The organism is Pseudomonas sp. Soil_N_39, assembly GCF_057655955.1.
Map to the genome: position 1 here is coordinate 50,627 of NZ_JBDGLI010000002.1, position 20,373 is coordinate 70,999.

The following is a 20,373-nucleotide window of genomic DNA, read 5'->3' on the forward strand; positions in this document are numbered from 1 at the left end:
TTCACTCCCGATGGTCGTGGGTCTGGGTGATACGGCCCTGTTCCACGTGGAACAAGGCGACTGGCGTTTCCGTCTGCCAGCCTTCCCTCAATAATTCGTGGTCTACACAGGTGATGAACACCTGGCAGCGTAAGTCTTCCAGCAAGCGGCACAGCGCGCGGCGGTGGGCTTCGTCCAGCTCGGACGGCAAATCATCCACCAGATAAATACACTGACCGCGACGGGCCTGGCTGACCAGATGCCCCTGGGCGATACGCAAGGCACACACCACCAACTTCTGCTGACCCCGGGACAAAATGTCCGCGGCGTTGTGTGCACCCAATCTAAGGCGCAAGTCAGCGCGTTGTGGTCCAGCCTGGGTATGGCCCATCTGCTGGTCCCGCTGCAGCGAGCCAGCCAGTACGGTGCTCAGTTCCCGGTCCTTGTCCCAGCCTCGGTAATAGCTGAGCGTCAGGCCCTCAAGCTCAACCAGTTCGCTCAAGGTCTGCTCGAAGACCGGTTTCAAGGCTTTGATGTAAGCGCGGCGGTATTCATCGATTTCAGCGCTGGCCTGGCACAGTTCCCTGTCCCAAACCGCTTGCGAAACGGCGTCAAGTGTACCATGTCGCAGCCAAGAGTTTCGCTGGCGCAACGCCTTCTGCAGGCGTTGCCAAGTCGTCATGAAACGCGGTTCCACATGAAACACGCCCCAGTCGAGGAATTGCCGGCGAATCTTTGGTGCGCCTTCCAGTAGACGGAAGCTGTCCGGGTTGATCAACTGCAGCGGCAGGATCTCGGCCAGCTGTGCAGCGCTGCGAGCGTTCTGCCCATCGATGCGGATTTGGAATTCGCCTTGCCGGTCCCGCGAGATCCCCAGGGCGCTGTGGCCGCCTTCCGCCAACTCCACCTGCCCAAACACCGTGCACGCCAGTTGATCGTACTGGATGACCGGTAACAGGCGCGTGCTGCGAAATGAACGGGCAAGCCCGAGCAGGTGCACGGCTTCCAGCACGCTGGTTTTGCCGCTGCCGTTGGCGCCGTAAAGGATATTGATGCGGGGGGAGGGGGAGAAGGTCACCGGGTGCAGATTGCGCACCGCGGTGACCGAGACGCGACTTAAGGACATCTAGCTTCTGCTGGGCATGATGATTACAGACGCATCGGCATGACAACGTAAGCCGAATCGTCGTTATCGGACTCCTGCACCAGCGCACTGCTGTTGGAGTCGGACAGGATCAGACGCACTTGCTCAGTGGTCATCACGCCCAGCACGTCCAGCAGGTAGCTGACGTTGAAGCCGATCTCCAGGGAGCCGCCGTTGTACTCAACGCCTACTTCTTCTTCCGCTTCTTCCTGTTCCGGGTTGTTCGCCTGGATCTTCAGTTGACCGTTGGCCAGTTGCAGGCGAATGCCTCGATACTTCTCGTTGGAGAGGATCGCGGTACGGCTGAAGGCTTCGCGCAGCGCCTGGCGATCGCCCAGTACCAGCTTGTCGCCACCTTTTGGCAGCACGCGCTCGTAGTCAGGGAATTTGCCGTCCACCAGCTTCGAGGTGAAGGTGAACTCGCCGGTGGTGGCGCGGATGTGGTGCTGACCCAGCACGATGCTGACGTTGCCGTCCGGCTCGGTCAGCAGACGGGCCAGCTCCAGGATACCTTTACGCGGCACGATCACCTGGTGGCGATCCGGCTGGCCGATATCGGCCTGCATGGAGCACATGGCCAGGCGGTGACCGTCGGTGGCGACGGCGCGGATAACGCCGGCGGACACTTCCAGGAGCATGCCGTTGAGGTAATAACGCACGTCCTGCTGGGCCATGGCGAAACTGGTGCGTTCGATCAGGCGACGCAATTTGCTCTGGTCCAGGCTGCAGGTCAGCGAACCCGGGCCTTCTTCAACAGTCGGGAAATCGTTGGCGGGCAGTGTGGACAAGGTGAAGCGGCTGCGACCGGCCTTGACCACGAGCTTCTGCTCATCGACCTTGATGTCGATCAGCGCGTCGTTGGGCAGGCTCTTGCAGATGTCCATCAGCTTGCGCGCCGGCACGGTGATGGAACCCGGATCAGCCGGTTCTTCAAGTTGCACCCGACCGACCAGCTCGACTTCCAGGTCGGTACCGGTCAGCGACAATTGCTGGCCTTCGACAACCAGCAGCACGTTGGAAAGTACCGGCAAGGTCTGGCGGCGTTCGACGACGCCTGCGACCAGTTGCAGGGGTTTCAACAGGGCTTCGCGTTGAATGGTGAAATGCATGGTCTAGTCCCTTGCCTTAATAAGCTGCGCTGGTGGTCATCAAGTGGTCAGTGTACGCAGCAGGTTCTTGTAGTCCTCGCGGATGTCCGCGTCGGATTCCTTAAGTTCGTTGATCTTGCGGCAGGCGTGCAGCACGGTGGTGTGGTCGCGTCCGCCAAACACATCGCCGATTTCCGGCAGGCTGTGGTTGGTCAGTTCCTTGGAAAGGGCCATGGCCACCTGACGCGGACGTGCCACCGAACGCGAACGGCGTTTGGACAGCAGGTCGGATATCTTGATTTTGTAGTATTCGGCAACCGTTCGCTGAATGTTATCCACAGAAACCAATTTGTCCTGGAGCGCCAACAAGTCCTTCAAGGATTCGCGAATCAACTCGATGGTGATATCGCGGCCCATGAAGTGCGAATGGGCGATCACCCGCTTGAGGGCACCTTCGAGCTCACGTACGTTCGAGCGGATACGCTGGGCGATGAAGAAGGCTGCGTCGTGAGGCAGCTCGACCTTGGCCTGGTCGGCTTTCTTCATCAGGATCGCGACCCGGGTTTCCAGCTCCGGCGGCTCGACGGCCACCGTCAGGCCCCAGCCGAAACGCGACTTGAGGCGTTCTTCGAGACCTTCGATCTCTTTCGGGTAGCGGTCACTGGTGAGAATGACCTGCTGCCCACCTTCAAGCAATGCGTTGAAGGTGTGGAAAAACTCTTCCTGGGAACGTTCCTTGCGGGCGAAGAACTGAATGTCGTCGATCAGCAAGGCATCCACCGAACGGTAGAAGCGCTTGAACTCGTTGATGGCGTTCAGTTGCAGCGCCTTGACCATGTCGGCCACGAAACGCTCGGAATGCAGGTACACGACCTTGGCATTCGGGTTCTTCTTTAATAGGTGGTTGCCCACCGCGTGCATCAAGTGGGTCTTACCCAAGCCGACGCCGCCATAAAGGAAGAGCGGGTTGTAACCGTGCTTGGGGTTGTCCGCGACCTGCCAGGCCGCCGCGCGGGCCAGTTGGTTGGATTTACCTTCGACGAAATTCTCAAAGGTAAAGGTTCGGTTCAGGTAGCTGGTGTGCTTGAGCGCGCCTTCGACCTGGACGGTGCGCTGTTCGGCCCGCACCGGAGCCTGCTGGGAGCTGGCACCGGCCATGGGGTCGAAGCTGTCCCGGGAAGGTTCTTCGCTGACCTCGGCAACTTTTTGCGTGTTGCGTTTGCTCGGGGCGGGGGCAGGTGCCGGGGCGGCATGGTTGTTCACCGGTGCCGGGGCAGCCTGCTGGGCCTGTGATGCGGCGGCGGCCAGCGGCGCATTGGGTGCAGCGCGGGGTGCCGAGCTGCGTTTGCTGCCTATTAATAAGGACAACGCAGGTGCCATGCCATTGCCATGCTCGTCGAGCAGTTCCATGACCCGGCCCAGGTACTTTTCGTTGACCCAGTCGAGAACGAAACGGTTCGGTGCATAGACACGCAACTCGTCGCCTTCGGCTTCGACCTGTAGTGGACGGATCCAAGTGTTGAATTGTTGGGCAGGCAGCTCATCGCGCAAAAGCTCCACGCACTGCTGCCAAAGTTCCACTGACACGGATATCCCCTAAGTTGAAAGCCGGTGAGGCAAAAACAAGCGGCCATTGTAGCGAGCAGACGTGCACTTATCCACACGCAGGTTGCTCATCGCTCATGATTTATCAATGCGTTAACTCAGAGAAAGGCGACCGGCGGTCAGTGGATAAGCTCTGTGGATAACCGTGCCTGAGGTCGTTGCACAAGTGGGGGCAAAACTCGGTGGATAACCGCCCTGTGGATAACCATGCATTCCACCCACAGCTTATCCGACAGCGCAGCACAGGCTGGACACCGCTTTCCCCTGTAGTTGTCATTCTCTGTACATGGCGGATTACAAGGTCTGAGCCTGGTTATCCACAGAAAGGTGGCGCCCTTGCTTTTATAAGCTTTACAGAAAAGCTTTAAATAATTCCCTTCTTTATTTCTATATCTAGCGCTGTGTGATGAATCCGCCGAAAGCGGCTGGATATCTATTTAAAGGAAACGCTGGTTGGAAATTGACCTAGAGGCTTGCTTTCTCTAGAATCCCCGGTCTCTTAAAACGGGGGCCATTCCGGCCCGTTGTGGACGAACCAGGTAACACGACATGAAACGTACTTTCCAACCAAGCACTATCAAACGCGCTCGTACCCACGGTTTCCGTGCTCGCATGGCTACCAAGAACGGTCGTGCCGTCCTGTCGCGTCGTCGCGCCAAAGGTCGTGCGCGTCTGGCAGTTTGATAATCCGGCACTGGAGGTGAGTCAGGACTTCAGTCGGGAAAAGCGTCTGCTTACACCCCGGCATTTCAAGGCAGTCTTTGACTCCCCTACCGGCAAGGTTCCGGGGAAAAATCTCCTGCTCCTTGCGCGCAGTAACGATCTCGATCACCCCCGACTAGGGCTGGTTATCGGGAAAAAGAGCGTCAAGCTCTCCGTTCAGCGCAATCGCCTCAAACGTCTGATGCGCGAATCGTTTCGCCTGAACCAGGATTCACTGGTTGGATGGGACATCGTTATCGTCGCGCGCAAAGGTTTGGGTGACGTAGAAAACCCCGAATTGATTCAGCATTTCGGCAAGCTCTGGAAGCGTCTGGCGCGCAACAAGCCAGTACCAGCAGTCAACACCGAAACTGTAGGGGTAGACAGTCCTGATGCGTAAACTGGCACTCGTTCCGATCCAGTTTTATCGCTATGCCATTAGTCCTTTGATGGCCAGTCACTGTCGTTTCTACCCCAGTTGTTCCTGCTACGCGTACGAAGCCATAGAAAATCATGGCCTCCTGCGCGGTGGCTGGCTGACCTTTCGTCGTTTAGGTCGCTGTCATCCGTGGAATCCCGGCGGTTATGACCCGGTTCCGCCTATCCCTACCTCCCGTTCTTCTTCGATGGCCGAGTAATCATGGATATCAAACGCACGATCCTGATCGTCGCCCTGGCAATCGTGTCCTACGTCATGGTCCTTAAATGGAACCAGGACTATGGCCAGGCTGCCCTGCCGACTCAGAATGTTGCAGCCAGCAATACCGCACCGAGCCTGCCGGATGCTCCAGTTGGCAACAACGCTGCCAGCAATGACGACATCCCCCGCGCGGCAAGCGATACCAGCGCTCCTGCCGAAGCCCCTGTGGCCGTAAGCAAAGATCTCATCCAGATCAAAACGGACGTGCTCGAGCTGGCAATCGATCCACAGGGTGGTGACATCGCCCAGCTGAAGCTGCCGCTGTACCCACGTCGCCAGGATCATCCGGAAATCCCGTTCCAGTTGTTTGACAACGGTAACGAGCGCACCTATCTGGCCCAAAGTGGCCTGATCGGTACCAACGGCCCGGATTCGAACCCGGCCGGCCGCCCGGTCTACTCTGCCGAGAAGAAGACTTATCAACTGGCTGACGGTCAGGACCAACTGGTCGTGGACCTGAAGTTCAGCAAGGATGGCGTCAACTACATCAAGCGTTTCACCGTGAAACGTGGCATGTACGACGTAACCGTCTCTTATCTGATCGACAACCAGAGTGCCCAGCCTTGGTCCGGCGCGATGTTCGCGCAGCTCAAGCGTGACGCCAGCGACGATCCTTCCTCCAGCACGGCCACCGGCACTGCGACTTACCTGGGCGCCGCCCTGTGGACAAGTTCGGAGCCGTACAAAAAAGTATCCATGAAGGACATGGACAAGGCCCAGCTCAAGGAAACCGTCCAAGGTGGTTGGGTTGCCTGGCTGCAGCACTATTTTGTAACAGCCTGGATTCCGCAGAAAGGCGACAGCAACGTCGTCCAGACGCGTAAAGACAGCAAGGGCAACTTCATCATCGGTTACACCGGCCCGACATTGACTGCCGCGCCAGGTGCAAAAGCCGAAACCAGCGCCATTCTGTATGCCGGTCCAAAAAGCCAGGCGGTGCTGAAAGAGTTGTCCCCAGGCCTGGAACTGACCGTGGACTACGGCTTCCTGTGGTTTATTGCCCAGCCGATCTTCTGGCTGCTGCAACATATCCACAGCATCGTCGGTAACTGGGGCTGGTCGATCATTTTCCTGACCATGCTGATCAAGGGGATTTTCTTCCCGTTGTCGGCCGCCAGCTACAAATCCATGGCGCGCATGCGTGCAGTGGCACCGAAACTGGCCGCCCTGAAAGAACAACATGGCGATGACCGGCAGAAAATGTCCCAGGCCATGATGGAGCTGTACAAGAAAGAGAAGATCAACCCGCTGGGTGGATGCTTGCCGATTCTTGTGCAAATGCCCGTGTTCCTCGCGCTTTACTGGGTTCTGCTGGAAAGCGTGGAGATGCGTCAGGCACCGTTCATGCTGTGGATTACCGACCTGTCGATCAAGGATCCGTTCTTCATCCTGCCGATCATCATGGGCGCGACCATGTTCATCCAGCAGCAACTGAACCCAACGCCTCCGGACCCGATGCAGGCGAAGGTCATGAAAATGATGCCAATCATCTTCACCTTCTTCTTCCTGTGGTTCCCGGCGGGTCTTGTGCTGTACTGGGTTGTGAACAACGTGTTGTCCATCACTCAGCAGTGGTACATCACGCGTAAGATCGAAGCGGCGACGAAAAAAGCCGAGGCGTAACTTGCTCTGTGGATAACCACACAAAACGCCCCCTAGTGGGGCGTTTTGCTATCTGCCATTTTTGTCTGGATACCGGTTTATGAGCGCACCGCGTGAAACCATCGCCGCCGTTGCCACCGCCCAAGGTCGCGGCGGTGTCGGCATCGTCCGTATTTCGGGGCCCTTGGCCAGTGCCGCAGCCAAGGCAATCAGCGGTCGTGAACTCAAGCCGCGGTTCGCGCATTACGGCCCGTTTTTCAGTGATGACCAGCAGGTGCTGGACGAAGGGCTGGCCTTGTATTTCCCAGGGCCAAACTCGTTCACCGGCGAAGACGTGCTGGAACTGCAAGGGCACGGTGGTCCTATCGTGCTGGACATGCTGCTCAAACGTTGCCTTGAACTGGGCTGCCGCCTGGCCCGTCCGGGTGAGTTCAGCGAACGGGCTTTCCTCAACGACAAGCTCGACCTGGCCCAGGCCGAGGCGATTGCCGATTTGATCGAAGCCAGTTCTGCCCAGGCCGCCCGCAACGCATTGCGGTCCTTGCAAGGAGCGTTTTCCCAGCGTGTGCATAACCTCACCGAACAATTGATCGGCCTGCGGATCTACGTCGAGGCGGCGATCGACTTTCCGGAAGAGGAAATCGACTTCCTCGCCGATGGCCACGTGCTGAGCATGCTCGATAAGGTGCGCGATGAGTTATCCACAGTACTGCGCGAAGCCGGGCAGGGTGCCTTGTTGCGCGACGGGATGACTGTGGTGATCGCTGGACGACCGAATGCCGGCAAGTCCAGCCTGTTGAATGCCCTGGCCGGCCGCGAGGCGGCGATTGTCACCGAGATCGCCGGCACCACCCGGGACATCCTTCGTGAACATATCCACATCGACGGCATGCCGCTGCACGTGGTGGACACGGCCGGTTTGCGCGACACCGAGGACCAGGTGGAAAAAATCGGCGTCGAACGGGCGCTCAAGGCCATCGGTGAAGCCGACCGGGTATTGCTGGTGGTGGATGCCACCGCGCCGGAAGCGGACGATCCCTTTGCCTTATGGCCTGAATTCCTCGAGGTCCGTCCAGATCCGGCGAAAGTCACCCTGATTCGCAACAAGGCCGATTTGACTGGGGAAGCGATCGCCCTGGACGTCAGCGATGACGGGCACGTAACCATCAGCCTGAGCGCGAAGTCGGCGGGTGAAGGCCTGGAGTTGCTGCGCGAGCACCTCAAGGCCTGCATGGGCTACGAGCAGACCTCTGAAAGCAGCTTCAGCGCTCGCCGACGGCATCTGGAAGCGTTGCGCCATGCCAGTGCAGCCCTGGAACACGGTCGGGCGCAGCTGACCTTGGCGGGGGCTGGTGAGTTGTTGGCCGAAGACCTGCGCCAGGCGCAACAGTCCCTGGGGGAAATTACCGGTGCCTTCAGCTCCGATGACTTGCTGGGCCGGATCTTTTCCAGCTTCTGCATCGGTAAATAGCCCCACCTCTGCAACCGGGTTTGTCCTCGAAAGCCAATCGAGTGCAACGCAAACCCGGTTCCTCCTCTCTTTTTTAAACCGATTGCCCTTGATGGCGGCTTATCTGTGGATGCTGCTGCGACCTCGTAGCGGCTGTTTTTGTGGATTAAGCCCTGTGAATAACTGCCATTGAGGTCGGTTGATAAGCGGCCTCCAAAACTGAAGATAACCGTCTCTGTGGATAACCACCTCATTCATCCACAGGCTTACACCGGTTATCCAAGCCCCTCACTGGCACATGACCACAGGGTTTTGAATCTCTGTACATATTGAAAAATAAGGCCTACAGAGCTTTATCCACAGATAGCGTGGTCAGTAAGAATAAACATAAAAACAAAGATTTTATAAATTTCTTTCTTTTTTATTTTTTTAACCGCGAGTTCTCCACAGCTGGTTAAATTTTGTGCAAAGGGTTCTTTAGAAAGGGCGAAGTCCCTATACTTGCCGACCTGGCTCGAAAAACGCCCAGGGCCAGACTCAAAACCTATTTCCGAATTACCTGAATAAAGCAGGCACGAGGTGCGTGGTGGATTTCCCTTCCCGTTTTGAAGTGATCGTCATCGGCGGCGGTCATGCCGGTACCGAGGCAGCACTTGCATCAGCACGCATGGGGGCAAAAACCCTGTTGCTGACGCATAACGTGGAAACCCTCGGTGCCATGAGCTGCAACCCTGCCATTGGTGGCATCGGCAAAAGCCACCTGGTCAAGGAAATCGATGCCCTTGGCGGTGCGATGGCCATGGCCACCGATAAGGGTGGTATCCAGTTTCGCGTATTGAACAGCCGCAAAGGCCCGGCCGTGCGCGCTACTCGCGCCCAGGCTGACCGAGTCCTGTACAAAGCCGCTGTCCGTGAAATCCTGGAAAACCAGCCGAACCTGTGGATATTTCAACAAGCGGCCGATGACCTGATCGTCGAGCAGGACCAGGTCCGCGGTGTGGTCACGCAAATGGGCCTGCGTTTCTTCGCCGATTCCGTGGTGTTGACCACGGGGACCTTCCTCGGCGGACTTATCCACATCGGTTTGCAGAATTTTTCTGGCGGTCGCGCCGGTGATCCGCCGTCGATTGCTCTGGCTCACCGTCTGCGTGAGTTGCCATTGCGTGTCGGGCGTCTGAAAACCGGTACGCCACCTCGCATCGACGGCAAGTCCGTGGATTTCTCGGTGATGACCGAGCAGCCTGGCGATACGCCGATCCCGGTGATGTCGTTCATGGGCAACAAGGAACAGCATCCACGGCAAGTCAGTTGCTGGATCACCCACACCAACGCCCGCACCCACGAAATCATCGCGGCGAACCTCGATCGTTCGCCGATGTATTCCGCTGCCGGTGAAATCGAAGGTGTCGGCCCGCGCTATTGCCCGTCGATCGAAGATAAGATCCATCGCTTTGCCGACAAGGAAAGCCACCAGGTGTTCATCGAACCGGAAGGTTTGACCACCCATGAGCTATATCCGAACGGGATATCCACAAGTCTGCCGTTCGACGTGCAATTGCAGATCGTGCAATCGATCCGTGGCATGGAGAACGCGCACATCGTGCGTCCGGGTTATGCGATCGAGTACGACTACTTCGATCCGCGCGATTTGAAGTACAGCCTGGAAACCAAAGCTATCGGCGGTCTGTTCTTCGCCGGGCAGATCAACGGCACCACCGGTTACGAAGAAGCGGGTGCCCAGGGTTTGCTCGCCGGAGCCAACGCCGCACTGCTCGCCAAGGGCAAAGAAGCCTGGTGCCCGCGCCGCGATGAGGCGTACATCGGTGTGCTGGTGGACGACTTGATTACCCTGGGTACCCAGGAACCATATCGGATGTTCACATCCCGCGCTGAATATCGCCTGATCCTGCGTGAAGACAACGCCGACCTGCGCCTGACCGAGAAAGGTCGCGAGCTGGGTCTGGTGGATGACGTGCGCTGGGCCGCGTTCTGCAAGAAACGCGAGAGTATCGAACTGGAAGAGCAGCGCCTGAAAAGCACCTGGGTTCGTCCCGGTACCGAGCAGGGCGATGCCATTGCGGCGAAATTCGGCACTCCGCTGACCCATGAATACAACCTGCTCAACCTCTTGAGCCGTCCGGAAATCGATTACGCCGGGCTGGTGGAAGTCACCGGCCAGGGCGCGGAAGATCCGCAAGTGGCCGAACAGGTCGAGATCAAGACCAAGTACGCCGGTTACATCGACCGCCAGCAAGATGAAATCGCCCGCCTGCGCGCCAGCGAAGACACCAAGCTGCCTGTGGATATCGATTACACCGGCATTTCCGGGTTGTCGAAAGAAATCCAGAGCAAGCTCGGCGCGACCCGTCCAGAGACCCTGGGCCAGGCCTCGCGCATTCCCGGCGTCACGCCAGCGGCGATTTCCCTGTTGATGATTCATTTGAAAAAACGCGGCGCGGGCCGCCAGTTGGAGCAAAGCGCTTGAGTTCGATGGTCACCTCGCAACACGCTGAAGAGTTATCCACAGGTGCCCGTCAGCTCGGCGTCAGCCTGACCGAAGCCCAGCACGCGCAATTGCTGGGTTATCTGGCGCTGTTGATCAAATGGAACAAGGCCTACAACCTGACCGCCGTGCGCGATCCGGATGAAATGGTCTCGCGGCATTTGCTCGACAGCCTCAGCGTGATGTCCTTCATCGAAAACGGTCGTTGGCTGGACGTCGGCAGTGGCGGTGGCATGCCGGGCATCCCGCTGGCGATCCTGTTTCCCGACTCGCAAGTGACCTGCCTGGACAGCAACGGCAAGAAGACCCGCTTCCTGACCCAGGTCAAACTCGAATCCAAACTGGATAACCTGCAAGTTATCCACAGCCGCGTCGAAGCGTTCCAGCCTGCCGAGCCGTTCAACGGGATCATCTCCCGGGCGTTCAGCAGCATGGAAAACTTCAGCAACTGGACTCGCCACCTGGGTGACGCCGATACGCGCTGGCTGGCAATGAAGGGCGTTCATCCGGCCGATGAGCTGGTAGCATTGCCGGCAGACTTCCACCTCGATAGCGAACACGCCTTGGCCGTACCCGGTTGCCAAGGCCAACGCCATCTGCTGATACTGCGCCGCACGGCATGATTGGGAACACAAGCAAGAATGGCTAAGGTATTCGCGATAGCGAACCAGAAAGGTGGTGTGGGCAAGACCACCACCTGCATCAACCTCGCAGCATCCCTGGTCGCGACCAAGCGCCGGGTGCTGTTGATCGACCTCGATCCACAGGGCAACGCCACCATGGGCAGCGGTGTGGATAAACATGGCTTGGAAAACTCCATCTACGACGTCCTGATCGGCGAATGCGATCTGGGCCAGGCCATGCACTTCTCCGAACATGGCGGTTATCAACTGCTGCCGGCCAACCGTGACCTGACGGCGGCCGAAGTGGTGCTGCTGGAAATGCAGATGAAGGAAAGCCGCCTGCGCAGCGCCTTGGCGCCGATCCGGGAAAACTACGATTACATCCTGATCGACTGCCCGCCATCGCTGTCGATGCTGACCCTCAACGCCCTGGTGGCCGCCGATGGGGTCATTATCCCCATGCAGTGCGAGTACTTCGCCCTGGAAGGGTTGAGCGACCTTGTGGATAACATCAAGCGAATCGCCGAACTGCTGAACCCGGACCTGAAGGTCGAAGGCCTGTTGCGGACCATGTACGACCCGCGCCTGAGCCTGATGAACGATGTCTCGGCCCAGCTCAAGGAACACTTTGGCGAGCAGCTCTACGACACCGTCATCCCGCGTAACATCCGCCTGGCCGAAGCGCCGAGCTACGGCATGCCGGCTCTGGCCTACGACAAACAATCCCGTGGTGCGCTGGCTTACCTGGCCCTGGCGGGCGAGATGGTTCGCCGTCAGCGCCGCAACCCACGCACCGCTGCAGCCCAGCCAACTTAAGGAAACCCCATGGCCGTCAAGAAACGAGGTCTCGGACGTGGACTGGATGCACTGCTCAGCGGTCCGACTGTCAGCTCGCTGGAAGAACAGGCCGTACAGGCCGACCAGCGCGAGCTGCAGCACCTGCCCCTGGACCTGATCCAGCGCGGCAAATACCAGCCGCGCCGAGACATGGACCCGCAGGCGTTGGAAGAATTGGCCCAGTCGATCAAGAGCCAGGGTGTGATGCAGCCGATCGTGGTCCGGCCGATCGCCAATGGGCGCTTCGAGATCATCGCCGGCGAACGTCGCTGGCGCGCCAGCCAGCAGGCTGGCCAGGAAACCATCCCGGCGATGGTCCGCGATGTGCCGGATGAAACGGCCATCGCCATGGCGTTGATCGAGAACATCCAGCGTGAAGACCTCAACCCGATCGAGGAAGCCGTGGCCCTGCAGCGCTTGCAGCAGGAATTCCAGCTGACCCAGCAACAGGTCGCCGAGGCGGTGGGCAAGTCCCGCGTGACCGTGGCCAACCTGCTGCGCCTGATTGCGTTGCCGGAAGTCATCAAGACCATGCTGTCCCATGGCGACCTGGAAATGGGTCATGCCCGGGCATTGCTCGGTTTGCCGGAAAATCAACAGGTTGAAGGGGCGCGACACGTTGTCGCACGCGGCCTCACCGTGCGCCAGACCGAGGCACTGGTTCGCCAGTGGCTCAGTGGCAAACCGGCACCTGTCGAGGCCCCCAAGATCGATCCGGATATCGCCCGCCTCGAACAACGCCTGGCCGAGCGCCTGGGCTCTGCGGTGCAGATTCGCCACGGGAAGAAGGGCAAGGGCCAATTGGTGATCGGTTATAACTCCCTCGATGAGTTGCAAGGCGTCCTTGCGCACATTCGCTGAAACAATTGCTCTTGTAGCGCGCAGTCGGAAATCACTACCTGGCAGTTGAATAGGGGCAGAACCGCCCCTATACTCTGCGCGCATTTTGTCGGCACAAATTATGCCAAGTTATTGAATTATGGCGGCCGACTATTGGAGAGCAAAAGCGATGGAAACCCGCACGCCAAACCGCTTGCCGTTCCATCGTCTGGCAGTTTTCCCGGTTCTGATGGCTCAATTCACCGTCGTACTGATCGCCGCATTGGCGCTCTGGCAATGGAAAGGAGTCGTCGCCGGATACTCAGGACTTTGCGGAGGCCTGATAGCCTTGCTTCCCAATATTTACTTTGCTCACAGGGCCTTTCGGTTTTCCGGCGCCCGAGCAGCCCAGGCTATCGTCCGGTCTTTTTATGCCGGCGAGGCGGGGAAACTGATTTTGACGGCAGTGCTGTTTGCACTGACGTTTGCAGGTGTGAAGCCATTGGCGCCGCTGGCTGTATTCGGCGTCTTCGTGCTGACCCAACTGGTCAGCTGGTTCGCTCCCCTGCTAATGAGAACAAGACTTTCGAGACCTTAGGGCGTTTGAGGCAACCATGGCAGAGACAACCGCTTCGGGCTATATCCAGCACCACTTGCAGAACCTGACCTTCGGTCAGCTACCCAACGGCGGCTGGGGCTTTGCCCACACCGCAGCAGAAGCCAAGGAAATGGGCTTCTGGGCTTTCCACGTCGATACCCTCGGCTGGTCGGTCGCACTGGGCCTGATTTTCGTTCTTCTTTTCCGCATGGCGGCCAAGAAGGCGACCTCTGGTCAGCCAGGTGCACTGCAGAACTTCGTTGAAGTACTGGTCGAATTCGTCGATGGCAGCGTGAAAGACAGCTTCCATGGCCGCAGCCCGGTGATTGCACCGCTGGCACTGACCATCTTCGTCTGGGTGTTCCTGATGAACGCCATCGACCTGGTACCGGTCGACTGGATTCCTCAGCTGGCCATCCTGATCTCCGGTGATGCACACATCCCATTCCGCGCCGTGTCGACCACCGACCCGAACGCGACCCTGGGCATGGCGTTCTCGGTTTTCGCACTGATCATTTTCTATAGCATCAAGGTCAAGGGCATCGGCGGCTTCATCGGCGAACTGACCCTGCACCCGTTCGGCAGCAAGAACATCCTGGTTCAAGCGCTGCTGATCCCGGTGAACTTCCTGCTGGAATTCGTGACCCTGATCGCCAAACCGATTTCTCTGGCACTGCGTCTGTTCGGCAACATGTATGCCGGCGAGCTGGTGTTCATCCTGATCGCTGTGATGTTCGGCAGCGGCCTGCTGTGGCTCAGCGGCCTGGGTGTAGTTCTGCAGTGGGCGTGGGCTGTGTTCCACATCCTGATCATCACCCTGCAGGCGTTCATCTTCATGATGCTGACCATCGTCTACCTGTCGATGGCGCACGAAGAAAACCATTAAGGCCAGTCTCGACTAGTCTGATGTCCTTCCCGGTCAAACGGGAAGGGGCCCGACCAGGGCATGAAACGATTTGTTTTACCGCTTTAATCTAAAAAACCTAAACCATACGACGTAAAAGTCGGGAGGAAAGATGGAAACTGTAGTTGGTCTAACCGCTATCGCTGTTGCACTGTTGATCGGCCTGGGCGCACTGGGTACCGCAATTGGTTTCGGCCTGTTGGGCGGTAAGTTCCTGGAAGGCGCAGCGCGCCAGCCAGAAATGGTTCCAATGCTGCAAGTCAAAATGTTCATCGTGGCCGGTCTGCTCGACGCCGTGACCATGATCGGTGTTGGTATCGCGCTGTTCTTCACCTTTGCGAACCCGTTCGTTGGTCAAATCGCTGGCTAATTACTCGGATGTCTCGAGTAGATTGGTGTGATGGACAACGTAACTGCGAGGTGTTGGCGTGAACATTAATGCGACCCTGATTGGCCAGTCCGTTGCGTTCCTGATTTTTGTACTGTTCTGCATGAAGTTCGTATGGCCTCCGGTCATTGCGGCATTGCACGAACGTCAAAAGAAGATCGCTGATGGTCTGGACGCTGCCAGCCGTGCAGCTCGCGACCTGGAGTTGGCCCATGAGAAAGTGGGTCAGCAACTGCGCGAAGCGAAGGCTCAGGCAGCTGAAATCATCGAGCAAGCCAAGAAACGCGGTACCCAGATTGTCGACGAAGCCCGTGAACAGGCTCGCGTCGAAGCTGACCGTGTGAAGGCTCAGGCTCAAGCCGAGATCGAACAGGAACTCAACAGTGTCAAAGACGCGCTGCGTGCCCAAGTGGGTAGCCTGGCCGTTGGCGGTGCTTCGAAGATCCTGGGTGCCACAATCGATCAAAACGCGCACGCAGAGCTGGTTAACCGACTGGCTGCTGAAATCTAAGCGAGGGCGATCATGGCAGAACTGACCACGTTGGCCCGACCTTACGCTAAGGCGGCCTTCGAGCACGCTCAGGCCCACCAGCAACTGGCCAATTGGTCAGCCATGCTCGGCCTGGCAGCAGCGGTGTCGAAAGATGACACCATGCAGCGCGTGCTCAAGGCCCCGCGACTGACGAGCGCAGAAAAGGCCGCCACGTTCATTGACGTGTGCGGCGACAAGTTCGATGCCAAGGCACAGAATTTCATTCATGTCGTTGCCGAAAACGACCGTCTCCCGCTTCTGCCGGAGATCGCCGCTCTTTTCGACCTGTACAAGGCCGAGCAAGAGAAATCGGTAGACGTGGAAGTCACCAGTGCTTTTGCATTGAACCAAGAACAGCAAGACAAACTCGCCAAGGTTCTCAGTGCACGACTCAACCGGGAAGTGCGCCTGCAAGTCGAGGAAGACAAGTCCCTGATTGGGGGCGTTGTCATCCGCGCCGGCGACCTGGTTATCGATGGCTCGATTCGCGGCAAAATCGCGAAACTTGCCGAAGCATTGAAATCTTGAGTTTGAAGGGGCAGCAGAGCAATGCAGCAACTCAATCCTTCCGAAATAAGTGAAATTATCAAGGGCCGCATCGACAAACTCGATGTGACCTCCCAAGCCCGTAACGAAGGCACTGTCGTCAGCGTATCTGACGGCATCGTGCGGATTCACGGTCTGGCCGACGTCATGTACGGCGAGATGATCGAGTTTCCGGGCGGCGTCTACGGTATGGCCCTCAACCTGGAGCAAGACTCTGTAGGTGCCGTGGTATTGGGCGCGTACACGACGTTGGCTGAAGGCATGAGCGCCAAGTGCACCGGCCGCATCCTCGAAGTTCCGGTTGGTAAGGAACTGCTGGGTCGCGTTGTCGACGCACTGGGTAACCCTGTTGACGGCAAAGGTCCGCTGAACAACACCGAGACCGACGCGGTCGAGAAAGTTGCTCCAGGCGTGATCTGGCGTAAGTCGGTAGACCAGCCTGTACAGACTGGCTACAAGGCTGTCGATGCCATGATCCCTGTCGGCCGTGGCCAGCGTGAGCTGATCATCGGTGACCGTCAGATCGGTAAGACCGCTCTGGCGATCGACGCGATCATCAACCAGAAAAACAGCGGCATCTTCTGCGTCTACGTGGCAATCGGTCAGAAGCAATCGACCATCGCCAACGTGGTTCGCAAGCTGGAAGAGAACGGTGCACTGGCTAACACCATCATCGTTGCCGCCAGTGCTTCCGAATCGGCCGCACTGCAGTTCCTGGCACCGTACTCCGGTTGCACCATGGGCGAATACTTCCGCGACCGCGGTGAAGACGCGCTGATCGTTTATGACGATCTGTCCAAGCAAGCAGTGGCCTACCGCCAGATTTCCCTGCTGCTGCGCCGTCCACCAGGCCGTGAAGCCTACCCAGGCGACGTGTTCTATCTCCACTCCCGTCTGCTGGAGCGCGCATCCCGCGTTTCGGAAGAGTACGTAGAGAAGTTCACCAACGGCGCCGTGACTGGCAAGACCGGTTCCCTGACCGCTCTGCCGATCATCGAAACCCAGGCTGGCGACGTTTCCGCGTTCGTTCCGACCAACGTGATTTCCATCACCGACGGTCAGATCTTCCTGGAATCGGCCATGTTCAACTCGGGCATCCGTCCTGCTGTGAACGCCGGTGTTTCGGTATCCCGTGTGGGTGGTGCCGCTCAGACCAAGATCATCAAGAAGCTGTCCGGTGGTATCCGTACCGCCCTGGCCCAGTACCGTGAACTGGCGGCATTCGCCCAGTTCGCTTCTGACCTGGACGAAGCGACCCGTAAGCAACTTGAGCATGGTCAGCGCGTTACCGAGCTGATGAAGCAGAAGCAATACGCACCGATGTCGATCGCTGACATGGCGCTGTCGCTGTATGCCGCTGAGCGTGGGTTCCTGACTGACATTGAAATCGCCAAGATCGGCAGCTTCGAACAAGCGCTGATCGCTTTCTTCAACCGCGATCACGCCGATTTGATGGCCAAGATCAACGTTAAAGGTGACTTCAATGACGAAATCGACGCTGGCCTCAAGGCCGGTATCGAGAAGTTCAAGGCCACCCAAACCTGGTAAGCCGCAGCGGGAGCCGCAAGGCTCCCGCTTGCTAACCTGATAGGTGTTACATGGCAGGCGCAAAAGAGATTCGCAGTAAGATTGCGAGCATCAAAAGCACGCAAAAGATTACCAGCGCCATGGAAAAAGTGGCGGTCAGCAAAATGCGCAAGGCACAAATGCGCATGGCTGCTAGCCGTCCTTATGCGGAGCGCATCCGCCAGGTGATTGGTCATCTGGCCAACGCCAACCCGGAATACCGCCACCCGTTCATGATCGACCGCGCCGTCAAGCGCGTCGGTTACGTTGTGGTGAGCAGTGACCGTGGTCTGTGCGGTGGCTTGAACACCAACCTGTTCAAGGCCCTGGTCAAGGACATGGCGGTAAACCGCGAACAAGGCGTCGAGATCGATCTGTGCGTGGTCGGTAGCAAGGGTGCGGCTTTCTTCCGCAACTTCGGCGGTAACGTCGTCGCTGCTATCAGCCACCTGGGTGAAGAACCGTCGATCAATGACCTGATCGGCAGCGTCAAGGTGATGCTGGATGCTTACCTGGAAGGCCGGATCGACCGCCTGTCCGTGGTATCCAACAAGTTCATCAACACCATGACGCAACAGCCGACCGTGGAGCAGTTGATTCCACTGGTGGCGACCCCGGAACAGGAACTCAAGCACCACTGGGACTATCTCTACGAACCGGATGCCAAGGAGCTGCTTGACGGCTTGATGGTCCGCTACGTGGAGTCGCAGGTCTACCAGGCGGTGGTCGAGAACAACGCAGCTGAACAAGCGGCGCGGATGATCGCGATGAAGAACGCTACCGACAACGCCGGTGATTTGATCAGCGATTTGCAGCTGATCTACAACAAGGCGCGTCAGGCTGCGATCACCCAAGAGATCTCGGAAATCGTCGGCGGCGCTGCCGCGGTTTAACGGTTCAAATATTCAGAGGATCCAGCTATGAGTAGCGGACGTATCGTTCAAATCATCGGCGCCGTTATCGACGTGGAATTCCCACGCGACAGCGTACCGAGCATCTACGACGCCTTGAAGGTTCAAGGCGCCGAAACCACCCTGGAAGTTCAGCAGCAGCTGGGTGACGGCGTGGTTCGTACCATTGCGATGGGCTCCACCGAGGGCTTGAAGCGCGGTCTGGACGTCAACAACACTGGCGCAGCCATCTCCGTACCGGTCGGTAAAGCGACCCTGGGCCGGATCATGGACGTACTGGGCAACCCGATCGACGAAGCTGGCCCGATCGACACCGAAGAGCGCTGGGGCATTCACCGTCCTGCGCCAACCTTCGCTGAACAGGCCGGTGGCAACGAACTGCTGGAAACCGGCATCAAGGTTATCGACCTGGTTTGCCCGTTCGCCAAGGGCGGTAAAGTGGGTCTGTTCGGTGGTGCCGGTGTAGGCAAGACCGTAAACATGATGGAACTGATCCGTAACATCGCCATCGAGCACAGCGGTTATTCCGTGTTCGCCGGTGTGGGTGAGCGTACTCGTGAGGGTAACGACTTCTACCACGAGATGAAGGATTCCAACGTTCTGGACAAAGTGGCACTGGTCTACGGCCAGATGAACGAGCCGCCGGGAAACCGTCTGCGCGTAGCCCTGACCGGCCTGACCATGGCCGAGAAGTTCCGTGACGAAGGTAACGACGTTCTGCTGTTCGTCGACAACATCTACCGTTACACCCTGGCCGGTACCGAAGTATCCGCACTGCTGGGCCGTATGCCTTCGGCAGTAGGTTACCAGCCGACCCTGGCTGAAGAGATGGGCGTGCTGCAAGAGCGCATCACTTCGACCAAGCAAGGCTCGATCACCTCGATCCAAGCGGTATACGTACCTGCGGACGACTTGACCGACCCATCGCCAGCGACCACCTTCGCCCACTTGGACGCCACCGTCGTTCTGTCCCGTGACATCGCTTCCCTGGGTATCTACCCAGCGGTAGACCCACTGGACTCGACGTCGCGCCAACTGGACCCGAACGTGATCGGCCAGGAGCACTACGACACCGCTCGCGGCGTTCAGTACGTGCTGCAGCGTTACAAGGAACTGAAGGACATCATCGCGATCCTGGGTATGGACGAGCTGTCGGAAGCCGACAAGCAGTTGGTAAACCGTGCTCGTAAGATCCAGCGCTTCTTGTCGCAGCCGTTCTTCGTGGCTGAAGTCTTCACCGGTGCCTCGGGTAAATACGTTTCCCTGAAAGACACCATTGCTGGCTTCAAAGGCATCCTCAACGGTGACTACGACCACCTGCCAGAACAAGCGTTCTACATGGTCGGCGGCATCGAAGAAGCGATCGAGAAAGCCAAGAAACTGTAATCCCGGCGCCCGGCAACGGGCGCTAATTTAGGTTGAGGCAATCAGATGGCTATGACAGTCCATTGCGATATCGTCAGTGCGGAAGGGGAAATCTTCTCCGGTCTGGTCGAGTTTGTGGTTGCGCACGGTGAGCTGGGTGATCTTGGTATCGCCCTGGGTCACGCACCGCTGATCACCAGCTTGAAGCCAGGTCCGATTACTCTGACCAAGCAGGGCGGGGAACGGGAGGTGTTCTACATCTCCGGTGGTTTCCTCGAGGTTCAGCCGAACATGGTCAAGGTCCTTGCCGACACCGTGCAACGTGCTGCCGACCTGGACGAAGCCTCCGCTCAGGAGGCCGTCAAGGCCGCTGAGAAGGCCCTGCACGAGCGCGGCGCGGAATTCGACTACGGCTCTGCTGCCGCACGTCTGGCCGAGGCCGCAGCCCAGCTGCGCACCGTCCAGCAGATCCGCAAGAAGTTCGGCGGCTAAGCCGTCCGCTTTCTGTGCG

21 protein-coding genes are annotated in these 20,373 nt (G+C 58.3%); 18 read left to right on the top strand and 3 right to left on the bottom strand.

What is annotated here, in order from left to right:
• Window position 1: 1 nt before the first annotated feature.
• The 3 genes from recF to dnaA are packed head-to-tail and all read right to left on the bottom strand — an operon-like array spanning window position 2 to window position 3,798.
• A complete protein-coding gene (gene recF / locus AC3A5O_RS02590) occupies window positions 2-1,105 on the bottom strand; it encodes a DNA replication/repair protein RecF (RefSeq protein WP_003196148.1) in 1,104 nt (367 codons plus the stop codon).
• 23 nt (window positions 1,106-1,128) lie between these two features.
• The gene (gene dnaN, locus AC3A5O_RS02595; protein ID WP_003196145.1) at window positions 1,129-2,232 is read right to left on the bottom strand and encodes a DNA polymerase III subunit beta; all 1,104 of its coding nucleotides are present in this window, start codon (window positions 2,230-2,232) and stop codon (window positions 1,129-1,131) included.
• A gap of 39 nt (window positions 2,233-2,271) precedes the next feature.
• Window positions 2,272-3,798: a chromosomal replication initiator protein DnaA gene (dnaA, locus tag AC3A5O_RS02600; RefSeq protein WP_060739907.1), complete on the bottom strand. Its 1,527-nt coding sequence runs from the start codon at window positions 3,796-3,798 to the stop codon at window positions 2,272-2,274.
• A gap of 567 nt (window positions 3,799-4,365) precedes the next feature.
• On the opposite strand from dnaA, the gene rpmH reads away from it, so the two are divergent.
• The 18 genes from rpmH to AC3A5O_RS02690 all read left to right on the top strand — a co-directional run bounded on the left by rpmH (window position 4,366) and on the right by AC3A5O_RS02690 (window position 20,354).
• The gene (gene rpmH, locus AC3A5O_RS02605; protein ID WP_003213577.1) at window positions 4,366-4,500 is read left to right on the top strand and encodes a 50S ribosomal protein L34; all 135 of its coding nucleotides are present in this window, start codon (window positions 4,366-4,368) and stop codon (window positions 4,498-4,500) included.
• A gap of 16 nt (window positions 4,501-4,516) precedes the next feature.
• Window positions 4,517-4,918 (top strand): ribonuclease P protein component, encoded by a 402-nt coding sequence (rnpA, locus tag AC3A5O_RS02610; RefSeq protein WP_003207107.1) that lies wholly within the window; start codon window positions 4,517-4,519, stop codon window positions 4,916-4,918.
• Entirely contained in the window at window positions 4,911-5,156 is a 246-nt protein-coding gene (yidD, locus tag AC3A5O_RS02615; protein WP_010465488.1) for a membrane protein insertion efficiency factor YidD, read from the top strand. Before rnpA ends, yidD begins: the two co-directional genes overlap by 8 nt.
• 2 nt (window positions 5,157-5,158) lie before the next feature.
• Complete coding sequence (gene yidC, locus AC3A5O_RS02620) at window positions 5,159-6,841, top strand: membrane protein insertase YidC (protein ID WP_122567683.1); 1,683 nt, start codon at window positions 5,159-5,161, stop codon at window positions 6,839-6,841.
• 79 nt (window positions 6,842-6,920) lie between these two features.
• Window positions 6,921-8,291, top strand: a complete 1,371-nt coding sequence (gene mnmE, locus AC3A5O_RS02625; protein WP_122567682.1) for a tRNA uridine-5-carboxymethylaminomethyl(34) synthesis GTPase MnmE — start codon at window positions 6,921-6,923, stop codon at window positions 8,289-8,291.
• Window positions 8,292-8,856: 565 nt separating this feature from the next.
• Window positions 8,857-10,755: a tRNA uridine-5-carboxymethylaminomethyl(34) synthesis enzyme MnmG gene (mnmG, locus tag AC3A5O_RS02630; RefSeq protein WP_122567681.1), complete on the top strand. Its 1,899-nt coding sequence runs from the start codon at window positions 8,857-8,859 to the stop codon at window positions 10,753-10,755.
• A gap of 5 nt (window positions 10,756-10,760) precedes the next feature.
• Window positions 10,761-11,396 (top strand): 16S rRNA (guanine(527)-N(7))-methyltransferase RsmG, encoded by a 636-nt coding sequence (rsmG, locus tag AC3A5O_RS02635; RefSeq protein WP_487752897.1) that lies wholly within the window; start codon window positions 10,761-10,763, stop codon window positions 11,394-11,396.
• A gap of 18 nt (window positions 11,397-11,414) precedes the next feature.
• A complete protein-coding gene (locus AC3A5O_RS02640; protein ID WP_003207100.1) occupies window positions 11,415-12,212 on the top strand; it encodes a ParA family protein in 798 nt (265 codons plus the stop codon).
• Between the two features lie 9 nt (window positions 12,213-12,221).
• Window positions 12,222-13,094 (top strand): ParB/RepB/Spo0J family partition protein, encoded by an 873-nt coding sequence (locus AC3A5O_RS02645; RefSeq protein ID WP_060739912.1) that lies wholly within the window; start codon window positions 12,222-12,224, stop codon window positions 13,092-13,094.
• Between the two features lie 148 nt (window positions 13,095-13,242).
• On the top strand, window positions 13,243-13,650 hold the full coding sequence (locus AC3A5O_RS02650; RefSeq protein ID WP_122567680.1) for a F0F1 ATP synthase subunit I: 408 nt from the start codon (window positions 13,243-13,245) through the stop codon (window positions 13,648-13,650).
• A gap of 16 nt (window positions 13,651-13,666) precedes the next feature.
• Complete coding sequence (atpB, locus tag AC3A5O_RS02655) at window positions 13,667-14,536, top strand: F0F1 ATP synthase subunit A (RefSeq protein WP_039593180.1); 870 nt, start codon at window positions 13,667-13,669, stop codon at window positions 14,534-14,536.
• 130 nt (window positions 14,537-14,666) lie between these two features.
• Window positions 14,667-14,924, top strand: a complete 258-nt coding sequence (gene atpE, locus AC3A5O_RS02660) for a F0F1 ATP synthase subunit C (RefSeq protein ID WP_003097235.1) — start codon at window positions 14,667-14,669, stop codon at window positions 14,922-14,924.
• Window positions 14,925-14,982: 58 nt separating this feature from the next.
• Window positions 14,983-15,453 (top strand): F0F1 ATP synthase subunit B, encoded by a 471-nt coding sequence (locus AC3A5O_RS02665; RefSeq protein ID WP_122567679.1) that lies wholly within the window; start codon window positions 14,983-14,985, stop codon window positions 15,451-15,453.
• A gap of 12 nt (window positions 15,454-15,465) precedes the next feature.
• The gene (locus AC3A5O_RS02670) at window positions 15,466-16,002 is read left to right on the top strand and encodes a F0F1 ATP synthase subunit delta (protein WP_122567678.1); all 537 of its coding nucleotides are present in this window, start codon (window positions 15,466-15,468) and stop codon (window positions 16,000-16,002) included.
• A gap of 21 nt (window positions 16,003-16,023) precedes the next feature.
• Complete coding sequence (gene atpA / locus AC3A5O_RS02675; protein WP_053126819.1) at window positions 16,024-17,568, top strand: F0F1 ATP synthase subunit alpha; 1,545 nt, start codon at window positions 16,024-16,026, stop codon at window positions 17,566-17,568.
• A 50-nt stretch (window positions 17,569-17,618) separates the two neighbouring features.
• Window positions 17,619-18,479 (top strand): F0F1 ATP synthase subunit gamma, encoded by an 861-nt coding sequence (gene atpG, locus AC3A5O_RS02680; protein ID WP_030139034.1) that lies wholly within the window; start codon window positions 17,619-17,621, stop codon window positions 18,477-18,479.
• Between the two features lie 27 nt (window positions 18,480-18,506).
• Entirely contained in the window at window positions 18,507-19,883 is a 1,377-nt protein-coding gene (gene atpD / locus AC3A5O_RS02685; protein WP_003187186.1) for a F0F1 ATP synthase subunit beta, read from the top strand.
• Window positions 19,884-19,928: 45 nt separating this feature from the next.
• On the top strand, window positions 19,929-20,354 hold the full coding sequence (locus tag AC3A5O_RS02690; protein WP_060739915.1) for a F0F1 ATP synthase subunit epsilon: 426 nt from the start codon (window positions 19,929-19,931) through the stop codon (window positions 20,352-20,354).
• Window positions 20,355-20,373: the final 19 nt, after the last annotated feature.

What these genes read in the sequence shown, in the direction of transcription:
- recF (WP_003196148.1), bottom strand. Translation starts at nt 1,105, where the DNA reads ATGTCCTTAAGTCGCGTCTCGGTCACCGCGGTGCGCAATCTGCACCCG.
- dnaN (WP_003196145.1), bottom strand. Translation starts at nt 2,232, where the DNA reads ATGCATTTCACCATTCAACGCGAAGCCCTGTTGAAACCCCTGCAACTG.
- rpmH (WP_003213577.1), top strand. Translation starts at nt 4,366, where the DNA reads ATGAAACGTACTTTCCAACCAAGCACTATCAAACGCGCTCGTACCCAC.
- yidD (WP_010465488.1), top strand. Translation starts at nt 4,911, where the DNA reads ATGCGTAAACTGGCACTCGTTCCGATCCAGTTTTATCGCTATGCCATT.
- yidC (WP_122567683.1), top strand. Translation starts at nt 5,159, where the DNA reads ATGGATATCAAACGCACGATCCTGATCGTCGCCCTGGCAATCGTGTCC.
- mnmE (WP_122567682.1), top strand. Translation starts at nt 6,921, where the DNA reads ATGAGCGCACCGCGTGAAACCATCGCCGCCGTTGCCACCGCCCAAGGT.
- rsmG (WP_487752897.1), top strand. Translation starts at nt 10,761, where the DNA reads ATGGTCACCTCGCAACACGCTGAAGAGTTATCCACAGGTGCCCGTCAG.
- AC3A5O_RS02640 (WP_003207100.1), top strand. Translation starts at nt 11,415, where the DNA reads ATGGCTAAGGTATTCGCGATAGCGAACCAGAAAGGTGGTGTGGGCAAG.
- AC3A5O_RS02645 (WP_060739912.1), top strand. Translation starts at nt 12,222, where the DNA reads ATGGCCGTCAAGAAACGAGGTCTCGGACGTGGACTGGATGCACTGCTC.
- AC3A5O_RS02650 (WP_122567680.1), top strand. Translation starts at nt 13,243, where the DNA reads ATGGAAACCCGCACGCCAAACCGCTTGCCGTTCCATCGTCTGGCAGTT.
- atpB (WP_039593180.1), top strand. Translation starts at nt 13,667, where the DNA reads ATGGCAGAGACAACCGCTTCGGGCTATATCCAGCACCACTTGCAGAAC.
- atpE (WP_003097235.1), top strand. Translation starts at nt 14,667, where the DNA reads ATGGAAACTGTAGTTGGTCTAACCGCTATCGCTGTTGCACTGTTGATC.
- AC3A5O_RS02670 (WP_122567678.1), top strand. Translation starts at nt 15,466, where the DNA reads ATGGCAGAACTGACCACGTTGGCCCGACCTTACGCTAAGGCGGCCTTC.
- atpA (WP_053126819.1), top strand. Translation starts at nt 16,024, where the DNA reads ATGCAGCAACTCAATCCTTCCGAAATAAGTGAAATTATCAAGGGCCGC.
- atpG (WP_030139034.1), top strand. Translation starts at nt 17,619, where the DNA reads ATGGCAGGCGCAAAAGAGATTCGCAGTAAGATTGCGAGCATCAAAAGC.
- atpD (WP_003187186.1), top strand. Translation starts at nt 18,507, where the DNA reads ATGAGTAGCGGACGTATCGTTCAAATCATCGGCGCCGTTATCGACGTG.
- AC3A5O_RS02690 (WP_060739915.1), top strand. Translation starts at nt 19,929, where the DNA reads ATGGCTATGACAGTCCATTGCGATATCGTCAGTGCGGAAGGGGAAATC.